The following is a 19,126-nucleotide window of genomic DNA, read 5'->3' as shown; positions in this document are numbered from 1 at the left end:
TATATGTTTGAAGTTTACATAACAAAATCTGGAAAATTTTTGCCAAACAAAGCTGTTTCTAATGATGAAATGGAATCTTTTTTAGGTTTAATTAATAATTCCGCTTCAAAAGCACGAAAAATTATTCTTCGTAAAAACGGAATCGTCTCAAGATATTATGCGTTAGACGAAAATAGTGTTCCAACACACACCAATGCAGAATTAACTAATTTGGCAATAGAAACACTGTATGATGATTCATTTAAATCAACAGATGTAGAAGTGCTTTCTTGCGGAACATCTACTCCCGATAACTTATTACCATCTCATGCGGCAATGGTTCACGGTTTGATGAAAAATAAATCGGTAGAATTGAATTCATCTTCAGGTGTATGTAATGCCGGAATGAATTCATTAAAGTTTGGTTTCCTTTCAGTTAAATCCGGAAATTCAAAAAATGCGGTTTGCACAGGTTCAGAAAGAGTTTCAACGTGGTTGCTTGCCGATAAATATGAAGCAGAAATTGTGCATGAACAGAGCATTGAAGAACATCCAATTTTAGCATTCAAAAAAGATTTTCTTCGTTGGATGTTGTCCGATGGAGCCGCTGCTTTTTTATTGGAAAATAAGCCAAAAGGCGAAAATCCGTTAAAAATTGAATGGATGGAAGCTTTCTCCTATGCTCACGAATTAGAAGCTTGTATGTATGCCGGGGGTGATAAATTAGAAAATGGCGAAATCAAACCATGGAGTGATTTTCATTCAAACGAATGGTTAGAACAATCGATTTTTGCCATCAAACAAGATGTGAAATTATTAGACAAATATATTTTGGAAAAAGGAGCAGAAAGTATGAAAGCTGCTTTGGACAAAAACAATATAAATCCGGACGAAATAACCTATTTTCTTCCACATGTTTCTTCGCATTATTTTGTAGATAAATTGGCAAAATCATTAGCTGAAAAAGGAATAGAAATTCCGATGGAAAAATGGTTTATGAATTTAAAAGATGTAGGAAATGTTGGTTCTGCTTCTATTTATTTGATGGTGGAAGAAATCATGAATTCCGGAAAATTGAAAAAAGGAGATAAATTATTGCTTTCAGTTCCTGAGAGTGGTCGTTTTTCATATGCTTATGCCTATTTAACTGTTTGCTAAATGGAAAATGTAGTTTTACCAATTTTAGATAAAAACTTTGTGGAAAATTTAATTCCGCAAAAATTTCCATTCGTCATGGTTGATAAGCTGATTGATTTTAAGGAAAATGAAATTGTCGTAGGCTTGACAGTTCCTGAAAATAACATTTTTGTAAAAGATGAAGTTTTTCAAGAATCAGGTTTAATTGAACACATGGCTCAATCAGTAGCTTTATACACAGGATATCAGTTTTATTTGAAAAAACAACCTGCTCCGGTGGGCTATATCGGTTCAATAAAAAGCATCGAAATCAATCATTTGCCCAAATTAAATGATGAAATTGAAACAGTTGTAACGGTTCTTCATGAATTTATGGGTGTAACTTTGGTAGATATTTCATCTAAATTAAACAGTGTTGAAATTGCCAAAGGACAAATGAAAACTGTTTTAGCAAATTAAAATATGCAGCCTCTGGAAAATTTAATCGAAATACAAAATTATCTGCCGCATCGTGCTCCGATGTTAATGGTTGATTATATTGTTGAGTTTAATGAAGATGAGGTTGTGACTGTTTTTGAAATTAAAAATGATAATCTTTTTGTTGAAAATTCTTTTTTTTCAGAAATAGGATTAATTGAAAATGCGGCTCAAACCTGCTCATCTATTGTAGCAAAATCCTATTTTATTGATGATAATCACAATGAAAAAGAAGATGTAAGTGTAGTTGGTTTTATCAGCGGAATAAAAAAATTGCAAGTTGATTCCTTACCACAAGTTGGGAATACAATTCAAACAAAAGCAAGTTTAATTTCCAGATTTGATGCCGATGAATACAAAATATGTAGTATGAAATGTACCACTTATTTTGAAACCGAATTACTTTTTGAAGCCGAGTTAAACCTCTATATCCAGAAAACGAATTAATGAAAAAGGAAGAAGTACCTCAGGATAAGGGCAATTTGTCCAAAAATAACATCAAAGAATTGTGTTATGCAACCGATGAAAATGGCAACTATACCACTGCTTTAAGCACTGGTTGGGAACCCAAAACCATTGCATTGCAAAATTCTCTTCAAGATATAAACGAACGGATTGAAAAAGCAAAAGAAGATGTGAAAAATGGTATTTCAAGTCCAATTGTTTACTTCATGGAAGTGCATAAAATGGATTGGGTTGTATTATCTTCCTATGTGGGAATGTGGATTTGGAGAATAAAAAGACACAGAAAACCATCCGTTTTTAAAAAATTAAGCAATAAAGTCTTATCAAAATATGCCGAAGCTTTTGAGATTTCTGTCGAAGAGCTAAAAAATTTTAAAGGAGAATAATGGAAACAAATTTTATTCATCATCAATCCGCTCATTGCGAAAATGGTGTTGCTTCCAATCTCTTGAAGCATCAAGGAATTAATATTAGCGAACCAATGGTTTTTGGAATTGGTTCCGGAATCTTGTTTTTCTACCTTCCAATCTTAAAAGTCAATCATGCTCCGGCAATTAGTTACAGACCAATGCCTGGTTTTATTTTTAACAGAGCTGCAAAAAGACTCGGTATTAAAGTAAAGCGAATTAAATTTTCAAACGAAAAAAGTGCTCAAATTGCATTAGAAGAAAATTTAAGAAACAATATTCCTACCGGACTTCAAGTAGGTGTTTATAACTTAACTTATTTCCCGGATGAATATCGCTTTCATTTCAATGCTCACAATTTGGTGGTTTACGGCAAAAAGGACAATCATTTTTTAATTAGTGATCCTGTAATGGAAACCGTTACGACCTTAACAGAAGCTGAACTGGAAAAAGTTCGTTTTGCCAAAGGTGCGTTAGCTCCAAAAGGTCAAATGTATTATCCGATTCATATTCCCACAGAAATTGATTGGGAGGGAGCCATTAAAAAAGGAATCAAAAATACCTGCCGGGAAATGTTAGCACCAATTCCAATTGTGGGTGTAAAAGGAATTAGAATGGTCGCCAGAAGTATTCCGAAATGGGCCGATAAAAAAGGAAATAAAATAGCCAACCATTACCTTGCTCAAATGGTTCGCATGCAAGAAGAAATTGGCACCGGAGGCGGAGGGTTTCGTTTTATTTATGCTGCTTTTTTACAAGAAGCCGCTCCAATTCTAAAAAATGAAAAATTGTATGAACTTTCCAAAGAAATGACCAGAATTGGGGATTTATGGAGAGATTTTGCTGTAAATGCTTCCCGTGTTTATAAAAACAGAAGTAGCCAAACTGATGTTTATAATAGCCTTTCAAAAGAACTTTTGCACATTGCCGATTTAGAAGAAAATTTCTTTAAAATGCTCAAAAAAGCAATTTAAGCTTTCATGAAAAAACCCATAATTCATATCGAACAACTTTTTAAAAAGTATAAAGATGCCGATGATTTTTCAATAAATAATCTAAATTTAGTTATTGAAGAAAAGGAAATCTTCGGATTATTGGGGCCAAACGGAGCCGGAAAAACAACGTTACTTTCTATTCTTTGCGGATTAATCAAACCTACTTCAGGGAAATTTTCCATCAACGAATTATCCTATCAAAAAAACGCAACAGAAATTAAAAAATTAATGGGCGTTGTTCCACAAGAATATGCATTATATCCAACCCTGACAGCAAGAGAAAATTTGTTGTATTTTGGAAGCATGTATGGTTTAACAGGAAAAGAATTAAAGTCAAAAGTTGAACAATCGTTGGATCATTTAGGTTTATTGAAGTTTGCCGATAAAAAAGTAGAAACATTTTCAGGCGGAATGAAAAGGCGTGTCAACCTGATCGCCGGAATTTTGCACAATCCGTTAATTTTATTTTTAGACGAACCAACCGTTGGAGTAGATGTTCAATCGAAAAATGTAATTATTGATTATTTGAAAGAACTCAATTCCAAAGGAACAACCATAATCTACACTTCTCATCATTTAGTTGAAGCTCAAGATTTTTGCACGCAAATTGCCATTATCGACAGAGGTAAAATCTTTGCTCAAGGAACGCCAAAACAATTGATTGCAGAAACAGAAAAAGCATCGAATTTAGAAGATGTTTTTATTTCATTAACCGGAAAAGAACTTCGCGATGTTATATAAGTTTTTCATGTCGGTTTACAAAGAAACGCTGCTACTCAAAAGAGATTTTGGTGGTTTGGTGATACTTTTTGTAATGCCACTCATTCTTATCATCACCATCACACTCATTCAAGATGGTACTTATAAATCGATGTCTGATGTAAAAATTCCAATTTTGTTAGTGGATAATGATAACGATACAATTTCAAAAACAGTTCGTCAAAACTTGAATGAAAGTGGTTCGTTTGAAGTGCTAACCCAATTAAACGGTAAAGATATTACGGAAGAAGTAGCTCAAGAAGCCGTTTTTAAAGGAAAATATCAGTTGGCAATTATAATTCCGGAAAAATTAAGTTCCGATTTGCAATTAAAAGTAAATCAAAATGTGGATCGAATTGTTAGCTCGTTTGGGTTAACTGATTCCATTTCTTCCGAAGTTGAAAATCAGAAAATAGAACCCAAAGAAATAAAGTTATATTTTGACCCCGCAACGCAATTGTCGTTTAAGAATGGAGTAAAAAATGCCATTGACCGAATGATTTCTCAAATTGAAACAAGCTCTATTTACACCACTTTTCAAGAACAATTAGGCGAAGGCGACGAACCCGTTTTTGAACAAGAGAGTTTTATTTCATTTAAAGAAATTGTACCAACTATAGATAACAAAGAAATTTTACCCAATTCGGTTCAGCATAATGTGCCGGCTTGGACATTGTTTGCCATTTTTTTCATCGTTGTGCCGCTGTCCATCAATATTGTTAAGGAAAAAAGCCAAGGAACACTCGTTCGTTTAATTACCAATCCTGTTCCTTATGCCGTGGTTATTGCCGGAAAAACAGCAACTTATTTGGTAATATGTATGATTCAATTCTATTTGATGGTTACTGTTGGAATTTATCTTTTTCCACACATCGGCTTACCTGCTCTTGACGTAAGCGGAAAATTATTTTTAATGAGTATCGTAGCCATTTTTGCCGGATTAGCAGCAGTTGGTTTCGGAATTTTATTGGGAACATTAGCCAAAACACAAGAACAATCTGCCCCATTCGGAGCAACTTCGGTGGTGATTTTAGCAGCGATGGGCGGCGTGTGGATTCCTGTTTTTGCTATGCCAAAAGTGATGCAATTCATCGCACATATTTCACCAATGAACTGGGGATTGAATGCATTTTATGATGTTTTACTCCGAAATGGCGGTGTTTTAGAAATTTTGCCCGAAATAAGTTTATTACTTTTGTTTTTTATAATCACAGTAACCATTGCAATCGTTTATGACAAAAAGAAAAGAGCAGTATGATGAAGCTTCGCAGCTAACTATTTCCAAAGATATCAGGGTGCGATTTAATGAAACCGATCCGCTCGGAATTGTTTGGCATGGCTATTACATCACTTATTTTGAAGATGGGAGAGAAGCCTTTGGTCGCGAACACGGAATTTCCTATCTCGATGTGCATAAATATGGCTTTACAACACCAATTGTAAAATCGGTTTGTGAGCACAAGCTTTCTTTACGTTACGGCGATGTTGCCAGAATTGAAACTACTATTGTTGACACTCCGGCAGCTAAAATGATTTTTAGATATAAAATTTTTGATGCCAATAATGAAATTGCCTGTACCGGCGAAACAATTCAGGTTTTTGTGGATGTAAACGGAAATTTATCGTTAAACAATCCTCCATTTTATGAAGAATGGAAACGAAAAGTCGGGCTTTTAAAATAATTTTTTGATGAACAATAAAAGTGTCTATATCACCCAAACCAATTGCATCACTCCGTTAGGTTTTGACGTCTATTCCAATTGGGATGCACTTCAAAAAGGTAATAGCGGAATTCAACTCCACAAAAATGTTGGAAATTTAGAACAATTTTACGCTTCTATTATTTCAACTGCTCAATTGGATGAGGTTTTCAATAAAACTGTTTTTCCATTTTCTATTTCAGATAAAAAATTTACCAAATTAGAAAAAATGTTGCTGTTGGCTTTATTGCCTTTGGTTGAAAAACATCAAATTTCAAACCGAACAGCTTTTGTTTTTTCAACTACAAAAGGAAATATCAGTTCGTTAGAATTAGAATCAAATCCGGTAAAAGAAGCTCAATTGGCTTTCTTAGCTAAAAAAATAAGCTCATTATTTGGTTTTACAACCGAACCCATTGTGCTTTCAAATGCCTGCGTTTCAGGAGTTTTGGCAATTGCAGTCGCTAAACGAATGATTCAAGTAGGTGTTTATGACGATGCTTTTATTTTGGCGGGTGATGAGGTTTCAGAATTTGTGTTATCCGGATTCAGTTCATTTCAAGCCATGAGTGAATTACCTTGTAAGCCGTATGATTCAGAACGAAATGGAGTTACTTTAGGTGAGGCAACTGCAGCAGTTTATATAACTTCAGATAAAGATAAAATTGTTTCAAATGATATAAAGATATGTGGTGATGGAGCAATAAACGATGCCAATCACATTTCCGGGCCATCAAGAACCGGCGAAGGATTATTCAGAAGTATTGAAAGTGCACTAACGGAAGCTAATATTACATCAAAAGAAATCGATTATATTTCCGCACACGGAACAGCTACTTTATACAATGATGAAATGGAAGCAATTGCATTCAATAGATTACATTTGCAAAACGTTCCGGTAAACAGCCTCAAAGGATTTTACGGTCACACGTTGGGAGCTTCCGGTTTGTTGGAAACAGTTATCGCGATAGAAAGTGCCAAACGAAACCAATTGATTGTATCAAAAGGATTTCAGAATGACGGAACAACCCAATCTATTGCTGTGATTAAAGAGAATAAAAATTGTGAAATCAATTATTTTTTAAAAACTGCTTCCGGTTTTGGAGGGTGCAATACAGCTGTAATTTTTGAAAAGATAAACTAATTTGGAACGTAAATTTACCATAACAACTTCCTGCAAAATTGAAGCAAATGCAATTTTTATCAATGATGAAAAAGTGTTTGATTCAGACGAGGTTTCGTTTGCAGAATTTGCTAAGTCTGCTTATAAAAATTTCGGAATAAATTATCCAAAATTTTTTAAAATGGACAATTTGAGTAAATTAGCATTTTTAGCATCAGAAATGGTTTTAAGTGAACAAATAGTTGCCGAATCAGAAAACAATATTGCTTTGGTTTTTGCTAACCAATCATCTAGTTTAGACACCGATGTAAAGTACCAGCATTCCATTGATGACAAGGGAAATTATTTTCCAAGTCCTGCCGTTTTTGTTTACACGTTACCAAACATTTGTGTAGGAGAAATAAGTATTAAACATCAGTTAAAATCTGAAAATGCTTTTTTTGTTTTTGAAGAAAATAATGAAGTATTTTTGACGCAATATGCCAAATCACTTTTACAAAGTAAAAAAGCAACAAAAGTGCTTTGCGGATGGGTAGAATATTTTGAAGAAAAGTATTTGGCAAAACTATTTTTAGTAGAATAATAAAACAAAGAACAAATAATAATATGGAAGCATTAAAGCAAGAATTAAAAGCAAAAATTATTGCAGCATTAAATTTAGAACACATTTCTGTTGAAGAATTTGATGACAACGAAACATTGTTTGGAGACGGAATTGGTTTAGATTCAATCGATGCTCTCGAATTAATCGTTTTGTTAGACAAAGATTACGGTATTAAATTAACCGATCCAAAAGAAGGAAAAACCATCTTTCAATCGGTTGAAACAATGGCTAATTACATCGCTGCAAATCGTACAAAATAAATAATTGTTAATGAATAAAAGAGTTGCAATAACCGGAATGGGAATCATTTCTTCAATAGGAAATTCTGTTGAAGAAAACTTTCAATCGTTAAAAAGCGGTAAAATCGGTATTTCTACTATTGAAAATTTAGAAACAATTCACAAAGAGGTAATTAAGGTGGGTGAAATTAAATTAACCAACCAACAATTAGCTCAAAAACTCAATTTGTCTGAAGACAACAATTTTTCCAGAACAACTTTATTAGGTGCAATTGCTGTTTGCGAAGCCATTGAAAATGCCAACATTAGCAACATAAACGATTGCCGTAGCGGTTTTATTTCTGCCACAAGTGTAGGCGGAATGGATTTGAACGAAAAATATTTTTATGAATATTTTAAAGATGAATCAACGAGACGATTCCTCAATAGTCATGATGCAGGCGATTCTTCTCATCAAATAGCCGATTATATTGGTCTGAAAGGAATGGTAACAACTGTTAGTACTGCTTGTTCTTCTGCTGCCAACGCCATTATGTTAGGTTGCAGATTAATTCAATCCGGGCAATTAGACCGAGTGATTGTGGGCGGAACCGATGCTTTGGCGAAATTCACCATCAATGGATTTAAAACGTTGATGATTTTATCCGATACATACAACACACCTTTTGATAACGACCGAAAAGGTTTAAATCTCGGTGAAGCAGCTGCTTTTTTAGTGTTAGAATCCGATGAAATTGTTCAAAAAAACAATAAAAAAGTATTGGCTTATGTCAGCGGTTTTGGAAATGCCAACGATGCTTTTCATCAAACAGCTTCCTCAGAAAATGGTGAAGGAGCTTTCTTGGCCATGCAAAAGGCTTTCAAATTAGCCAATCTTCAACCCGAAGATATTGATTACATCAACGCTCACGGAACTGCCACACCCAACAACGACTTGTCTGAAGGTAGAGCTATTTTGAGAATTTTTAAAGATAGTGTGCCCGATTTTAGCTCCACAAAAGCATTTACAGGTCATACATTAGCTGCTGCTGCTGCCATTGAAGCAGTTTATAGTGTGTTGGCTTTGCAACATAATTTGGTTTTTCAGAATATGAATTTTAAAAAACCAATGGAAGAGTTTAATTTGATTCCACAAACCACATTGAAAGAAAAAAACATCAACCATGTGCTGTCGAATTCGTTTGGTTTTGGAGGAAATTGTTCAACCGTTCTATTTTCTAAAAGTAAATGAAAAAGAGTTATATCAACGGAATAGGATGCATTTCTGCTCAAAAAACAGTGGATTCCAATTTTTTATCAGAAATTGAAATCAACACTACAGAAACAGTGTTGAATGCGAAGCAACCTTCTTATACCGAAGTTATTTCGCCTTCTTTCATCAGAAGAATGGCAAAAGGTGTAAAAATGGGAATCTTTACATCCACACAAGCCTTAAAAGAAGCCAATCTTGAGGTTCCCGATGCCATTATAACCGGAACCGGATTGGGATGTTTGGAAGATTCTGAAAAGTTTTTGAAAGCCATTTTAGATAATAACGAACAGTTTTTAACGCCAACTTCTTTTATACAATCTACTCACAATACTGTCGCGGGACAAATTGCTCTTGGGCTACAATGCAAAGGATATAATTTTACGTACGTAAACGGAGCAGTTTCTTTTGAAACAGCATTGTTAGATGCCAAACTTCAAATTGAAAGTGACGAAGCCAATTCGGTTTTAGTGGGTGGAATTGATGAAACGGCTCAACATAATATTGATGTGCAACGCATTGCAGGAAAAATTAAAAAACAAGAAGATGTACCTTTTTCAGTTTTAAATCCTACTTCTAAAGGAATGATTCTGAGTGAAGGAGCCAGTTTTTTTGTATTGGAAAATCAGCAAAAGGAAAGTTCTTATGCAACTTTGGAAGCTATTTCCATCCTAAATTCATTGGAAGTTGATGAAGTTCAGGGTTATGTAAAAACATTTTTGAGTGATAATAAAATCAATCCAAACGACATAGATTTAGTTGTGTTGGGAAATAATGGTGATGTGGAATTTGATGTTTATTTTAATCAAGTTAGCGATTTATTCAACACAACTTCGCAAGCCTATTACAAACATTTGAGCGGAGAATTTTACACTGCTTCGGGATTCGGACTTTGGATGGCATCAAATATATTGAAATTACAAACTATTCCTGCTGATGTGAAGATGAATTCTGTTGAAAAAGGAAATTATCAAACCGTTTTACTTTACAATCAATACCGAGGAAAAGACCATAGTTTAACCTTAATCAAAAAATGCTAAAACATAAAAAAATAGTTCTTTTTTGTGTTGCTGTTGTATTGGTTTTGTTTACTCTCACCTTTTTTACAGCAGTTCATTGGACATTTTTTTTGCTGCTTTTTTTAGTTTGGTTGGGATTAACCGCGTGGGGATCGTTTGATATTCGATTGAATTATTTTACCAAAGCGTATTCATCCAAACCAAATGCTACTTCTAAGGAAATTGCGTTGACATTTGATGATGGTCCTCACGAAATGACCGAAAAAGTGCTTGATTTGCTGAAACAATTTAATGTGAAAGCCACTTTTTTTTGCATCGGACAACAAATCGAAAATAGTCCCGAGCTTTTTAAAAGAATTATTGACGAAGGCCATCTGGTTGGTAATCACAGTTATTCTCATTCTGAAAATTTCGGATTTTTTTCTTCTCAAAAGGTATTAGATGAAATTACAAAAACAACAAAATTAGTTCATCAATTGTCAGGACTTAAAATGAATTTTTTCAGGCCACCGTTTGGTGTAACAAATCCAATGATTGCCAAAGCAATTTCTAAAACAAAGCATCATGTTATTGGTTGGAATATTCGTTCATTAGACACCGTTTATGAAAACGAAAATATTATTTTTGAACGCGTAAAAAACAAAGTTAAACCGGGCGGAATTATACTGTTGCACGATACTTCTCAAAAATCTGTCAATGTATTGGAACGGTTATTGCTATTTTTGAAATCAGAAAATTATTCCATCGTTTCTGTGGATAAACTTTTAAATCTCTCGGCTTATGAAAATTAGGATATTGCTTGTTGTTTTATGTATGAATTTTGTTGTTTTTGCTCAAGAACAGAAAATGTCTGCAGCTGAAATTTCTACATTTAAAACTTCGGTTGAAAAAGAAACTAAAACAATCAAATCATTAAAAACTGATTTTATTCAATACAAACACCTCAGTTTTTTATCAAAAGACATTGAAACTTCGGGTAAAATGTATTTTAAATCGCCTAATTTATTGAATTGGCAATATACCAATCCGTATCAGTACAGTATTATTTTTAAAAATAATAAAGTTTACATCAACGATCAAGGAAAAAAAAGTAGCATTAATGCCGGAAACAGCAAAATGTTTGAAAAAATAAATAAATTGATTGTAGGAAGCGTGAGCGGAAACCTGTTTGACGACGAAGAATTTTCAATTGAATATGTCAAAAACAAAGAATTTTATATCACTAAATTAACTCCTAAAACGGCTACAATAAAAAAATATATCAAATTAGTGGAATTGTATTTTCCAATTGGAGAGTCAACTGTTTCCCAAGTAAGATTAATTGAACCATCGAACGATTTTACCAAAATTGTATTTAAAAATAAACAGCTAAATGCCAAATTTGATGATGCGGTTTTTAATCAGTAGTGGGTTATTCTTGCTTTTTGTTTCTTGCAAAACGTATGAAATTCCAAACGCAACGAAGATGGAAAGTAGCCAAAAAAACTTTCAAAACCTTTATTTTTCCGATTCTGAAAAAGATTATGTTTACAAAGCAAATATTGACGTTTATGGAAAACAATTAGGAGGAATTTTTGTAACCAAAAAAATCAATGACACTCTACATCGTGCCGTTTTAACTACTGATTTTGGAAATACATTACTCGATTTTGAAGTCTCAGAAAATAGTTTTAAACTGAATTATTGTGTGGATGAATTGAATAAGAAAATTGTACTGAACACATTAAAAGATGATTTTAGATTAGTATTCAGACAAAATCATAAAGTAGAAGAAGTTTTTGAAAATCAATCACAAACAATTTACAAAGTATTAGACGGTAAGCGTTACAACTACTTAACCAAAAATAAGTCAGATCAAAAGTTAATTCAACTAGCACATACAACCAAAACAAAAGAAAAACTTGTTATTCGCTTTGAAGGAAAAAACACTACTTTTGCCGAAAATATTACCATTGAACATAAAAATATTAAATTAAAAATAGAGTTAAATCAAATTAGTAATTAATTAAAATTGACATGAAAAAAATCGTTATTGCCTTTTTGTTTTTCTTCGGATTAACACATGTAAACGCCCAAGTAACTTTTAAACCTGGACTTAGAGGTGGTTTGAATTTGTCTAAAATCACACAATCTGATGCTTCCACAAGTACAGATTTTTACATTGCAGGTTTTGGAGAATTGAAACTTACAAAATATTATACTCTTCAACCGGAAATTAGCTATTCCAGACAAGGTGGAGATGATGTGTTGGTTGAAGCTTATAATAATCAAACAGGAGATTATGATGTATTTAAAGAAGATATTTCTGTTGATTACATTTCCTTTGCTATTGTGAACAAATTTACTTTTAAGGATAAATTTAATATGCATGTTGGACCAACAATCGACTTTCAAGCGGGACAAAACAGATTTACTCAATCTGATGTTGATTTAGCATTCATTTTTGGATTAGGATTTAATGTCACTAAAGATTTATCACTTGAAGCAAGAGTTAAAAAAGGAATAATCGATATTTATGAAACAGATTATTTTAGCAGTAATTCTTATGACGTTGGTGACTATAATACTAACTTTTTGTTTCAGTTAGGCGTTTCCTATACTTTTGATATAAAATAAACTTTAACTATTTTTAATCATGAAGAAGTGTTTAGCAATTTTCGTTTTTATTTTTTCAGGAACTTTGGTTTCAAATGCACAATTTGAGTTTAAACCCGGTTTGAGAGGTGGGGTTAATATTGCAAAAGTTACAAACTTTGAAGTTGATTCAAAAACTGATTTTTTTGTGGGAGGACAATTTGAATTAAAATTTGTAGATTTCTACTCTTTACAACCTGAGGTAATTTATTCAAGACAAGGGTTTAAAGCAGACAATGACAACTATTCAATTGACTATTTATCTTTGGGAATTACAAATAAATTTACTTTTGGTGGTGGATTTAATGTTTTAGTTGGTCCAACTATCGATTTTAAAGTAGGTGATAATTTACCAACTTTTTTTAGTGATGAATTAATCGGAGTAGATTTTGCTTTAATGGGCGGAATCGGTTATACTTTTGAAAATGGTTTAGCTGTCGATGTTCGATTTAAACAAGGTTTAGTCGATATCTTTGGGGATAATTACAACGAATACAACGACGAAAACGGCAATGGAAATTTTGATGAAGTGAAACTAAATCAGTTATTTCAATTCGGCGTTTCGTATTCTTTTGATTTAAAATAAAAAAACGTATATTTCATATAAAAATTAACCCATGTTACTAAAGGATTTCTACACAGTTGAAAATATCGAGAAAATTTCAGATGAAAAATACAATGCCACTGTTTTTTTAAATAAAGAACATGCCATTTTTAAAGGTCATTTTCCCGGAAATCCTGTAACGCCCGGCGTTTGTATGATGCAAATTATCAAAGAGCTTTCTCAGGAAATCTTGGGAAGTTCTTTGATTTTAAAAAGCTCTTCCAATGTCAAATTTATGGCATTAATCAATCCGGAAGTAAATCCAAAGCTGCGACTCGAATTAGATTTTAGCGGAGATTTAGATTCAGAAATTAAAGTAAAAAACACTACTTTTTTTGATGAAACTGTTGCGTTAAAATTATTCAACACCTACAAAATAGCATAATTTGAAGTTTTTATTTTCCATAGTATTTCTAATTTTTTTCTCCGGTAGTCAGGATCTTTCAACCGTGAGAGAAGATTATATTAATGCTTCAAAATCAAAGGAAAAATCTGAAGAATTTAGTGATGCAATGGCAAATTATGCCGGCGATAATAAAACAATGTTGGCCTACAAAGGTGCTTCAATCGCACTGAAAGCAAAATTTGCATCAGACAGAAAAACAAAAAAGGACCTTTTTACAAAAGGAATTCAAATTCTTGAAAAAGCATTGAAAGCAGATCCAAACAATGCCGAAATTAGATTAATCAGGTTAAGTATTCAAGAAAATACACCCAAAATCCTTAATTATAAATCGAATATCCAAGAGGATAAAAAGCTTATTTTAACTACATTTGACAAGCAAAACAAAGCATTAAAAGAACATTTAAAAGCTTTTGTCAACCAATCAAAATCGTTTACAGCACAAGAAAAGGAGTTAATGGCAAACTAACCCTAATTTTATGAATGAAACCAATATCAATAGTAAAATTAAAGCGGAAACGTGCGTTATTATTCCAACATACAATAATCAAAAAACACTTCAACGAGTTATTGATGGTGTTTTAAATCATACAAAAAACATTATCATCGTTAACGATGGTTCTACAGACGAAACGTTTTCAATTTTACAAAAATATCCGCAACTCACACAAATTCATTTTCCTGAAAACATGGGAAAAGGAGTTGCTCTGCGAGAAGGTTTTAAAAGAGCAAAACAATTAGACTATAATTTTGCCATTACGATTGATTCTGACGGGCAACATTTTCCAAACGATATTCCGCTTTTTTGGAAAGCTTTGGAAGAAGAAAAGCGAGATGTATTACTCATCGGAAGCCGAAACATGAACCAAGACGGAGTTCCAAAGAAAAGCAGTTTTGGAAACAAGTTTTCTAACTTTTGGTTTTGGTTTGAAACCGGTATTAAACTTGACGATACACAATCAGGTTATCGCTTGTATCCATTAAATTCAATCCCAAAAAAATTTTTTACCCGAAAATTTGAATTTGAAATAGAAGTCATCGTTCGAGCGGCTTGGAATGGAATTCCGGTAAAAAATATTCCTATCAATATTTTATATGATCCAAATGAGCGGGTTTCACATTTTCGTCCGTTTCGCGATTTCAGCCGAATTAGTGTGTTGAATACGGTTTTGGTAATCATCACACTACTTTACATCAAACCAAGAGATTTTTTTCAAAAATTGGTAAAAAAAAAGTTTAAAGATTTCATTCGCGAAGATGTTTTAGCCAGTTCAGATTCAACTCTCAAAAAAGCATCGTCCATCGCTTTGGGTGTGTTTATCGGAATTGCTCCTTTTTGGGGTTTTCAAACCATTTTATCCATTTCTTTGGCCGTTTTATTTAGGTTGAACAAAGCTTTATCTTTCGCTTTCTCAAACATAAGCTTTCCGCCAATGATTCCGTTTATTATTTTCGGGTCATTAGAAATAGGTTCTTTTTTTGTGGGAAATACAAAACCACTTCGATTTGATAATTCTATCACATTGGATGTTGTAAAATCCAATTTAACACAATATCTTGTGGGAAGTTTTGTATTGGCAACTGTAGCCGCAATAGTTTTTGGAGTTGGAAGTTATTTGTTACTTTCGCTGTCCAAAAAATCGATTAAATAAAAAGGAACATGCAACAATTTTTTATTGCAATTTATCGCTTCGTTGAGCGAAAGAAACTCTTTGCTATTGCAATAGCTGTTGCATTGTTGTGCTTTTTTGGATTTTTTGCTTCTCAAATTCAGTTTGAAGAAGACATTACTCGAATTATTCCCAAAAGTGAAAAATCGGATGTCACGGCAAAAGTCCTTCAGCAAATTAATTTTTCAGATAAAATAACCGTCATTATTGAAAAAGATAAAAATGGTTCTGAGGATGATTTGATTGAAACGGCTACTGCATTTTTAGAAAAAACCACTTCACTAAATCAGTATATTGAAGAAATTCAAGGAAAAGTAGATGATGATAACATTCAACAAACCATTGAATTTGTGTATGATAATTTACCACTTTTTTTGGATGAAGCTGATTATGCATTAATTGATAAAAAACTCAACAACGATAGTATTGCTGTTCAAGTTGAAAAAAATTATAAAACCCTAATTTCGCCAACCGGAATTGTGGCTAAAGATTTCATTTTAAATGATCCGATCGGCATCTCTTTTATGGGTTTAAAAAAGTTGCAGGAACTCAATAGCGGTGACGATTTTCAGTTGAAAGATGGTTTTTTAATTACCAAAGACAGTTCCAAATTATTACTATTCATCACCCCAAAATTAGCCGGAACCGAAACTGAAAAAAGTCAGTTGTTTGTAGAGAAACTGCAAGAAATTCAGCAACAGCTTAACGATGAGTTTAAAGGAAAATCCGAGTTAACTTATTTTGGTTCTTCCTTTATAGCTGTTGCAAATGCTAAACAGATTAAAACAGATATCTTGACAACGGTACTCATTTCACTGAGTCTTTTGGTTGTGATTTTGATTTTTTTCTACAGAAATATTTTAGTGCCAATTATCATTTTTATTCCAACTCTTTTTGGAGTAGTAATTGCGATGGCGGTTTTATATTTTATAAAAGACAGTATTTCTGCAATTTCATTAAGTGTTGGTGCAGTTTTATTGGGCATTACGATTGATTATTCGTTGCACATTCTCACGCATTACAAGCACAACAATAATGTAGAAACACTTTATAAAGACATTGTAAAACCATTGCTAATGAGTAGCGGAACAACAGCCATTGCTTTTTTGTGTTTGCTCTTTGTTCATTCTGAAGCATTGAAAGATTTGGGAATTTTTGCTGCAGTTTGCGTCATGGTTTCTGCCATTTCATCACTTTTGATAGTACCGCATTTATATAAACCAAAAGAAATAACAGAAGAAAAACCCGATTCAGTTTTAGATAAAATTGCTTTTTTTTCGTTTCATAAAAATAAATTTTTAATCATTTCTTGTTTGATAATTGTTGTGGTAAGCTTGTTTACGTTCAAAAATGTAACTTTCAACAACAATTTATCCGAACTTAATTATGTTCCCGATGAAATTAAATTGGCAGAAAGCAAATTAGAAAACGCAACGAATCTAACTTCAAAATCGATTTATCTAACGTCTTATGGGAATTCGATTGACGAAGCATTAGCACATTCCAACACAATTTATAAAGATCTTCTAAAACGAAAAGAAAATAAAGAAATTTTGACCTTTAGTTCCATCGGTGGATTGGTTTTGTCTGAAAACGATCAAAAATATAAAATTGAAAAATGGAAAACGTTTTGGACATCGGAAAAGAAAAATTTTCTCCAAAAAAGTTTGATTGCAAACGGTGAATCGTTGGGTTTTAAAAAAGAAACGCATCAACAATTTTTCAATTTATTGAATGGAGAGTTTTTACCAATACAATTCAGCGATTATGAAGCTGTAAACGCATTGTTTTTAAAAGAATTTGTTTCCAAAAAAGAAGGTTTTTATACTATTTCTTCTTTAGTGAAATTAAATTTGAATGAAAGAGAAAATTTTGTAGAAGCTATTGCAAAGCATGAAAATTTAGTTGTAATCGACCGAAAACACATGAATGAAACCTTTTTAGGTCAATTACGTGATGATTTTACTAATTTGATTAATTATTCACTAATTGCCGTTTTACTGATTCTTTTTGTCTTCTTCAAGCGAATTGAATTGGTAATTTTAAGTGCAATTCCAATCGTAATAACCGGAATTGTGACAGGCGGATTAATGAATTTGTTCGGTTTGCAACTCAATATTTTTAGCACAATTGTTTGTACGATGATTTTTGGACTTGGAGTCGATTTCAGCATCTTTATGACCAGTGCGTTGCAAAAAGAATATACTTATGGTAAGAATGTTTTACCAACTTACCGAGCATCAATATTAATGGCGGCTATCACAACTATTCTGGCAATTGGAGCTTTGATTTTTGCCAAACATCCTGCTTTAAAATCCATTTCAGCCGTGTCGCTCATCGGAATTTTCTCGGCATTAATCATCACATTTGTTTTCTATCCAATTCTGTTTACAATCTGCATCATCAATCGACCAAAAAGAGGAAATTCGCCCATTTCACTTAGATTGTTGGTGCATTCCACACTTTCTTTTATTTATTATGGAACCGGTGGTTTAGTTTTTTCTTTTTTTGGGAGGATAATTTTGTATCTCTTGCCCGTAAATGCCAAAACAAGAACAAGTTGGTTTAGAAAAATCATTTCTAAATTCATGAAATCGGTTTTATATTCCAATCCATTTGTTAAAAAGAAAATTGTGAATTTACATGATGAAAAGTTTGAGAAATCGGCCATCGTTATTGCTAATCACACTTCTTTTTTAGACACGTTAGCAACCGGAATGGTAACGCATCGTGTGATTTATTTGGTAAATGATTGGGTATATAAATCGCCTGTTTTTGGCGGAGTGGTTCGCTTAGCGGGCTATTATCCGGTTTCGCAGGGATTAGAAGGCGGAGTTGAACATTTGAAAAAAAGAGTTGAACATGGATACCTTTTGATGGTTTTTCCCGAAGGAACACGTTCTGAAGACAATGATATTAAGCGTTTTCACAAAGGTGCATTCTATCTAGCAGAACAATTTAATTTGGATGTTTTGCCGATTTATATTCATGGAAATGCAGAAACACTTCCCAAAGGAGATCATATTATTTATGATGAAAATATTACAGTAATAATTGGCAAACGAATTGAAGCTTCAGACGCTTCTTTTGGAGCAAACTATTCAGAAAGAACCAAGTCGATTAATAAACTTTTCAGACAGGAATTTGCTAAAATTAGAAGTGAAAGAGAAGACGAAAATTATTTTAAAAACAAACTATTTTTAAGTTTTCTCTACAAAGAATCAGAAATTATCGAAGCTGTAAAAGCTGATTTTGAAAAGAATAAAAGCATATATTTCAATCTGAACGATCATATTTCTTCGTCCGCAAAAATTCTTCATTTTGCGAATGATTATGGTCAATTAGATGTTTTGCTCACCTTGCAACAAGCCAAAAGAAAGATTCAAAGTTATATACTTGATGAAGAAAAAAGAAGTGTAGCAAGAACTAATTATTTAGTCAAAAAACGTGATATTTGTTATGTTGATCAATTGACTGAAATTGGTAATTTTGATACCTTACTAATTTCTTCAAAAACAGAAGAATCAATTTTGACTGATTATATTTCCAAGCCAAATAAAATCATTTTACTTAATCATTTTGAATTGAAAGATGTTATTCTAAAAGCAGGATTCAATATTTTAAAAGAAGAAAAAACCAAATTAGTTTTTATAAAATCGTGA

General features: G+C 32.7%; 22 protein-coding genes. All 22 read left to right on the top strand.

Annotation, left to right across the window (positions count from 1 at the left end; genetic code table 11):
* Positions 1 to 3 precede the first annotated feature (3 nt).
* The 22 genes from B4N66_RS02220 to B4N66_RS02115 are packed head-to-tail and all read left to right on the top strand — an operon-like array spanning position 4 to position 19,126.
* Positions 4 to 1,137 (top strand): beta-ketoacyl-ACP synthase III, encoded by a 1,134-nt coding sequence (locus B4N66_RS02220; protein WP_291092112.1) that lies wholly within the window; start codon positions 4 to 6, stop codon positions 1,135 to 1,137.
* Positions 1,138 to 1,575 (top strand): hypothetical protein, encoded by a 438-nt coding sequence (locus B4N66_RS02215; RefSeq protein ID WP_291092111.1) that lies wholly within the window; start codon positions 1,138 to 1,140, stop codon positions 1,573 to 1,575.
* Between the two features lie 3 nt (positions 1,576 to 1,578).
* The gene (locus B4N66_RS02210) at positions 1,579 to 2,040 is read left to right on the top strand and encodes an ABC transporter permease (RefSeq protein ID WP_291092110.1); all 462 of its coding nucleotides are present in this window, start codon (positions 1,579 to 1,581) and stop codon (positions 2,038 to 2,040) included.
* The gene (locus tag B4N66_RS02205) at positions 2,040 to 2,444 is read left to right on the top strand and encodes a hypothetical protein (RefSeq protein WP_291092109.1); all 405 of its coding nucleotides are present in this window, start codon (positions 2,040 to 2,042) and stop codon (positions 2,442 to 2,444) included. Before B4N66_RS02210 ends, B4N66_RS02205 begins: the two co-directional genes overlap by 1 nt.
* Complete coding sequence (locus tag B4N66_RS02200) at positions 2,444 to 3,439, top strand: BtrH N-terminal domain-containing protein (RefSeq protein ID WP_291092108.1); 996 nt, start codon at positions 2,444 to 2,446, stop codon at positions 3,437 to 3,439. Before B4N66_RS02205 ends, B4N66_RS02200 begins: the two co-directional genes overlap by 1 nt.
* Before the next feature lie 6 nt (positions 3,440 to 3,445).
* Entirely contained in the window at positions 3,446 to 4,201 is a 756-nt protein-coding gene (locus B4N66_RS02195) for an ABC transporter ATP-binding protein (RefSeq protein ID WP_291092107.1), read from the top strand.
* Positions 4,191 to 5,477, top strand: coding sequence for an ABC transporter permease (locus B4N66_RS02190; RefSeq protein ID WP_291092106.1), 1,287 nt, complete (start codon positions 4,191 to 4,193; stop codon positions 5,475 to 5,477). The genes B4N66_RS02195 and B4N66_RS02190 overlap by 11 nt, the downstream gene beginning before the upstream one ends.
* Complete coding sequence (locus B4N66_RS02185) at positions 5,452 to 5,901, top strand: acyl-CoA thioesterase (RefSeq protein ID WP_248435443.1); 450 nt, start codon at positions 5,452 to 5,454, stop codon at positions 5,899 to 5,901. Before B4N66_RS02190 ends, B4N66_RS02185 begins: the two co-directional genes overlap by 26 nt.
* A 7-nt stretch (positions 5,902 to 5,908) precedes the next feature.
* Entirely contained in the window at positions 5,909 to 7,063 is a 1,155-nt protein-coding gene (locus B4N66_RS02180) for a beta-ketoacyl synthase N-terminal-like domain-containing protein (protein WP_291092105.1), read from the top strand.
* A gap of 1 nt (position 7,064) precedes the next feature.
* Positions 7,065 to 7,625, top strand: a complete 561-nt coding sequence (locus B4N66_RS02175) for a 3-oxoacyl-ACP synthase (protein ID WP_291092104.1) — start codon at positions 7,065 to 7,067, stop codon at positions 7,623 to 7,625.
* Entirely contained in the window at positions 7,625 to 7,906 is a 282-nt protein-coding gene (locus tag B4N66_RS02170) for a phosphopantetheine-binding protein (protein WP_291092231.1), read from the top strand. The genes B4N66_RS02175 and B4N66_RS02170 overlap by 1 nt, the downstream gene beginning before the upstream one ends.
* Positions 7,907 to 7,916: 10 nt before the next feature.
* A complete protein-coding gene (locus tag B4N66_RS02165; protein WP_291092103.1) occupies positions 7,917 to 9,116 on the top strand; it encodes a beta-ketoacyl-[acyl-carrier-protein] synthase family protein in 1,200 nt (399 codons plus the stop codon).
* Entirely contained in the window at positions 9,113 to 10,174 is a 1,062-nt protein-coding gene (locus B4N66_RS02160) for a beta-ketoacyl synthase N-terminal-like domain-containing protein (protein ID WP_291092102.1), read from the top strand. Before B4N66_RS02165 ends, B4N66_RS02160 begins: the two co-directional genes overlap by 4 nt.
* Positions 10,168 to 10,944, top strand: coding sequence for a polysaccharide deacetylase family protein (locus B4N66_RS02155; protein WP_291092101.1), 777 nt, complete (start codon positions 10,168 to 10,170; stop codon positions 10,942 to 10,944). The genes B4N66_RS02160 and B4N66_RS02155 overlap by 7 nt, the downstream gene beginning before the upstream one ends.
* A complete protein-coding gene (locus B4N66_RS02150; RefSeq protein WP_291092100.1) occupies positions 10,934 to 11,560 on the top strand; it encodes a LolA family protein in 627 nt (208 codons plus the stop codon). Before B4N66_RS02155 ends, B4N66_RS02150 begins: the two co-directional genes overlap by 11 nt.
* The gene (locus B4N66_RS02145) at positions 11,526 to 12,158 is read left to right on the top strand and encodes a hypothetical protein (RefSeq protein WP_291092099.1); all 633 of its coding nucleotides are present in this window, start codon (positions 11,526 to 11,528) and stop codon (positions 12,156 to 12,158) included. Before B4N66_RS02150 ends, B4N66_RS02145 begins: the two co-directional genes overlap by 35 nt.
* Before the next feature lie 11 nt (positions 12,159 to 12,169).
* Complete coding sequence (locus tag B4N66_RS02140) at positions 12,170 to 12,769, top strand: outer membrane beta-barrel protein (RefSeq protein WP_291092098.1); 600 nt, start codon at positions 12,170 to 12,172, stop codon at positions 12,767 to 12,769.
* Between the two features lie 19 nt (positions 12,770 to 12,788).
* Entirely contained in the window at positions 12,789 to 13,373 is a 585-nt protein-coding gene (locus tag B4N66_RS02135) for an outer membrane beta-barrel protein (protein WP_291092097.1), read from the top strand.
* Positions 13,374 to 13,404: 31 nt separating this feature from the next.
* Complete coding sequence (locus B4N66_RS02130; protein ID WP_291092096.1) at positions 13,405 to 13,776, top strand: 3-hydroxyacyl-ACP dehydratase; 372 nt, start codon at positions 13,405 to 13,407, stop codon at positions 13,774 to 13,776.
* A 1-nt stretch (position 13,777) separates the two neighbouring features.
* Positions 13,778 to 14,263 (top strand): hypothetical protein, encoded by a 486-nt coding sequence (locus B4N66_RS02125; protein WP_291092095.1) that lies wholly within the window; start codon positions 13,778 to 13,780, stop codon positions 14,261 to 14,263.
* Between the two features lie 10 nt (positions 14,264 to 14,273).
* Entirely contained in the window at positions 14,274 to 15,446 is a 1,173-nt protein-coding gene (locus B4N66_RS02120; protein ID WP_291092094.1) for a DUF2062 domain-containing protein, read from the top strand.
* Positions 15,447 to 15,454: 8 nt separating this feature from the next.
* Positions 15,455 to 19,126, top strand: coding sequence for a 1-acyl-sn-glycerol-3-phosphate acyltransferase (locus tag B4N66_RS02115; RefSeq protein WP_291092093.1), 3,672 nt, complete (start codon positions 15,455 to 15,457; stop codon positions 19,124 to 19,126).

This window comes from Flavobacterium sp. UBA2787 (genome assembly GCA_002352205.1).
Lineage (GTDB): Bacteria > Bacteroidota > Bacteroidia > Flavobacteriales > Flavobacteriaceae > Flavobacterium.
This window is presented reverse-complemented; position numbering and strand designations above follow the sequence as displayed.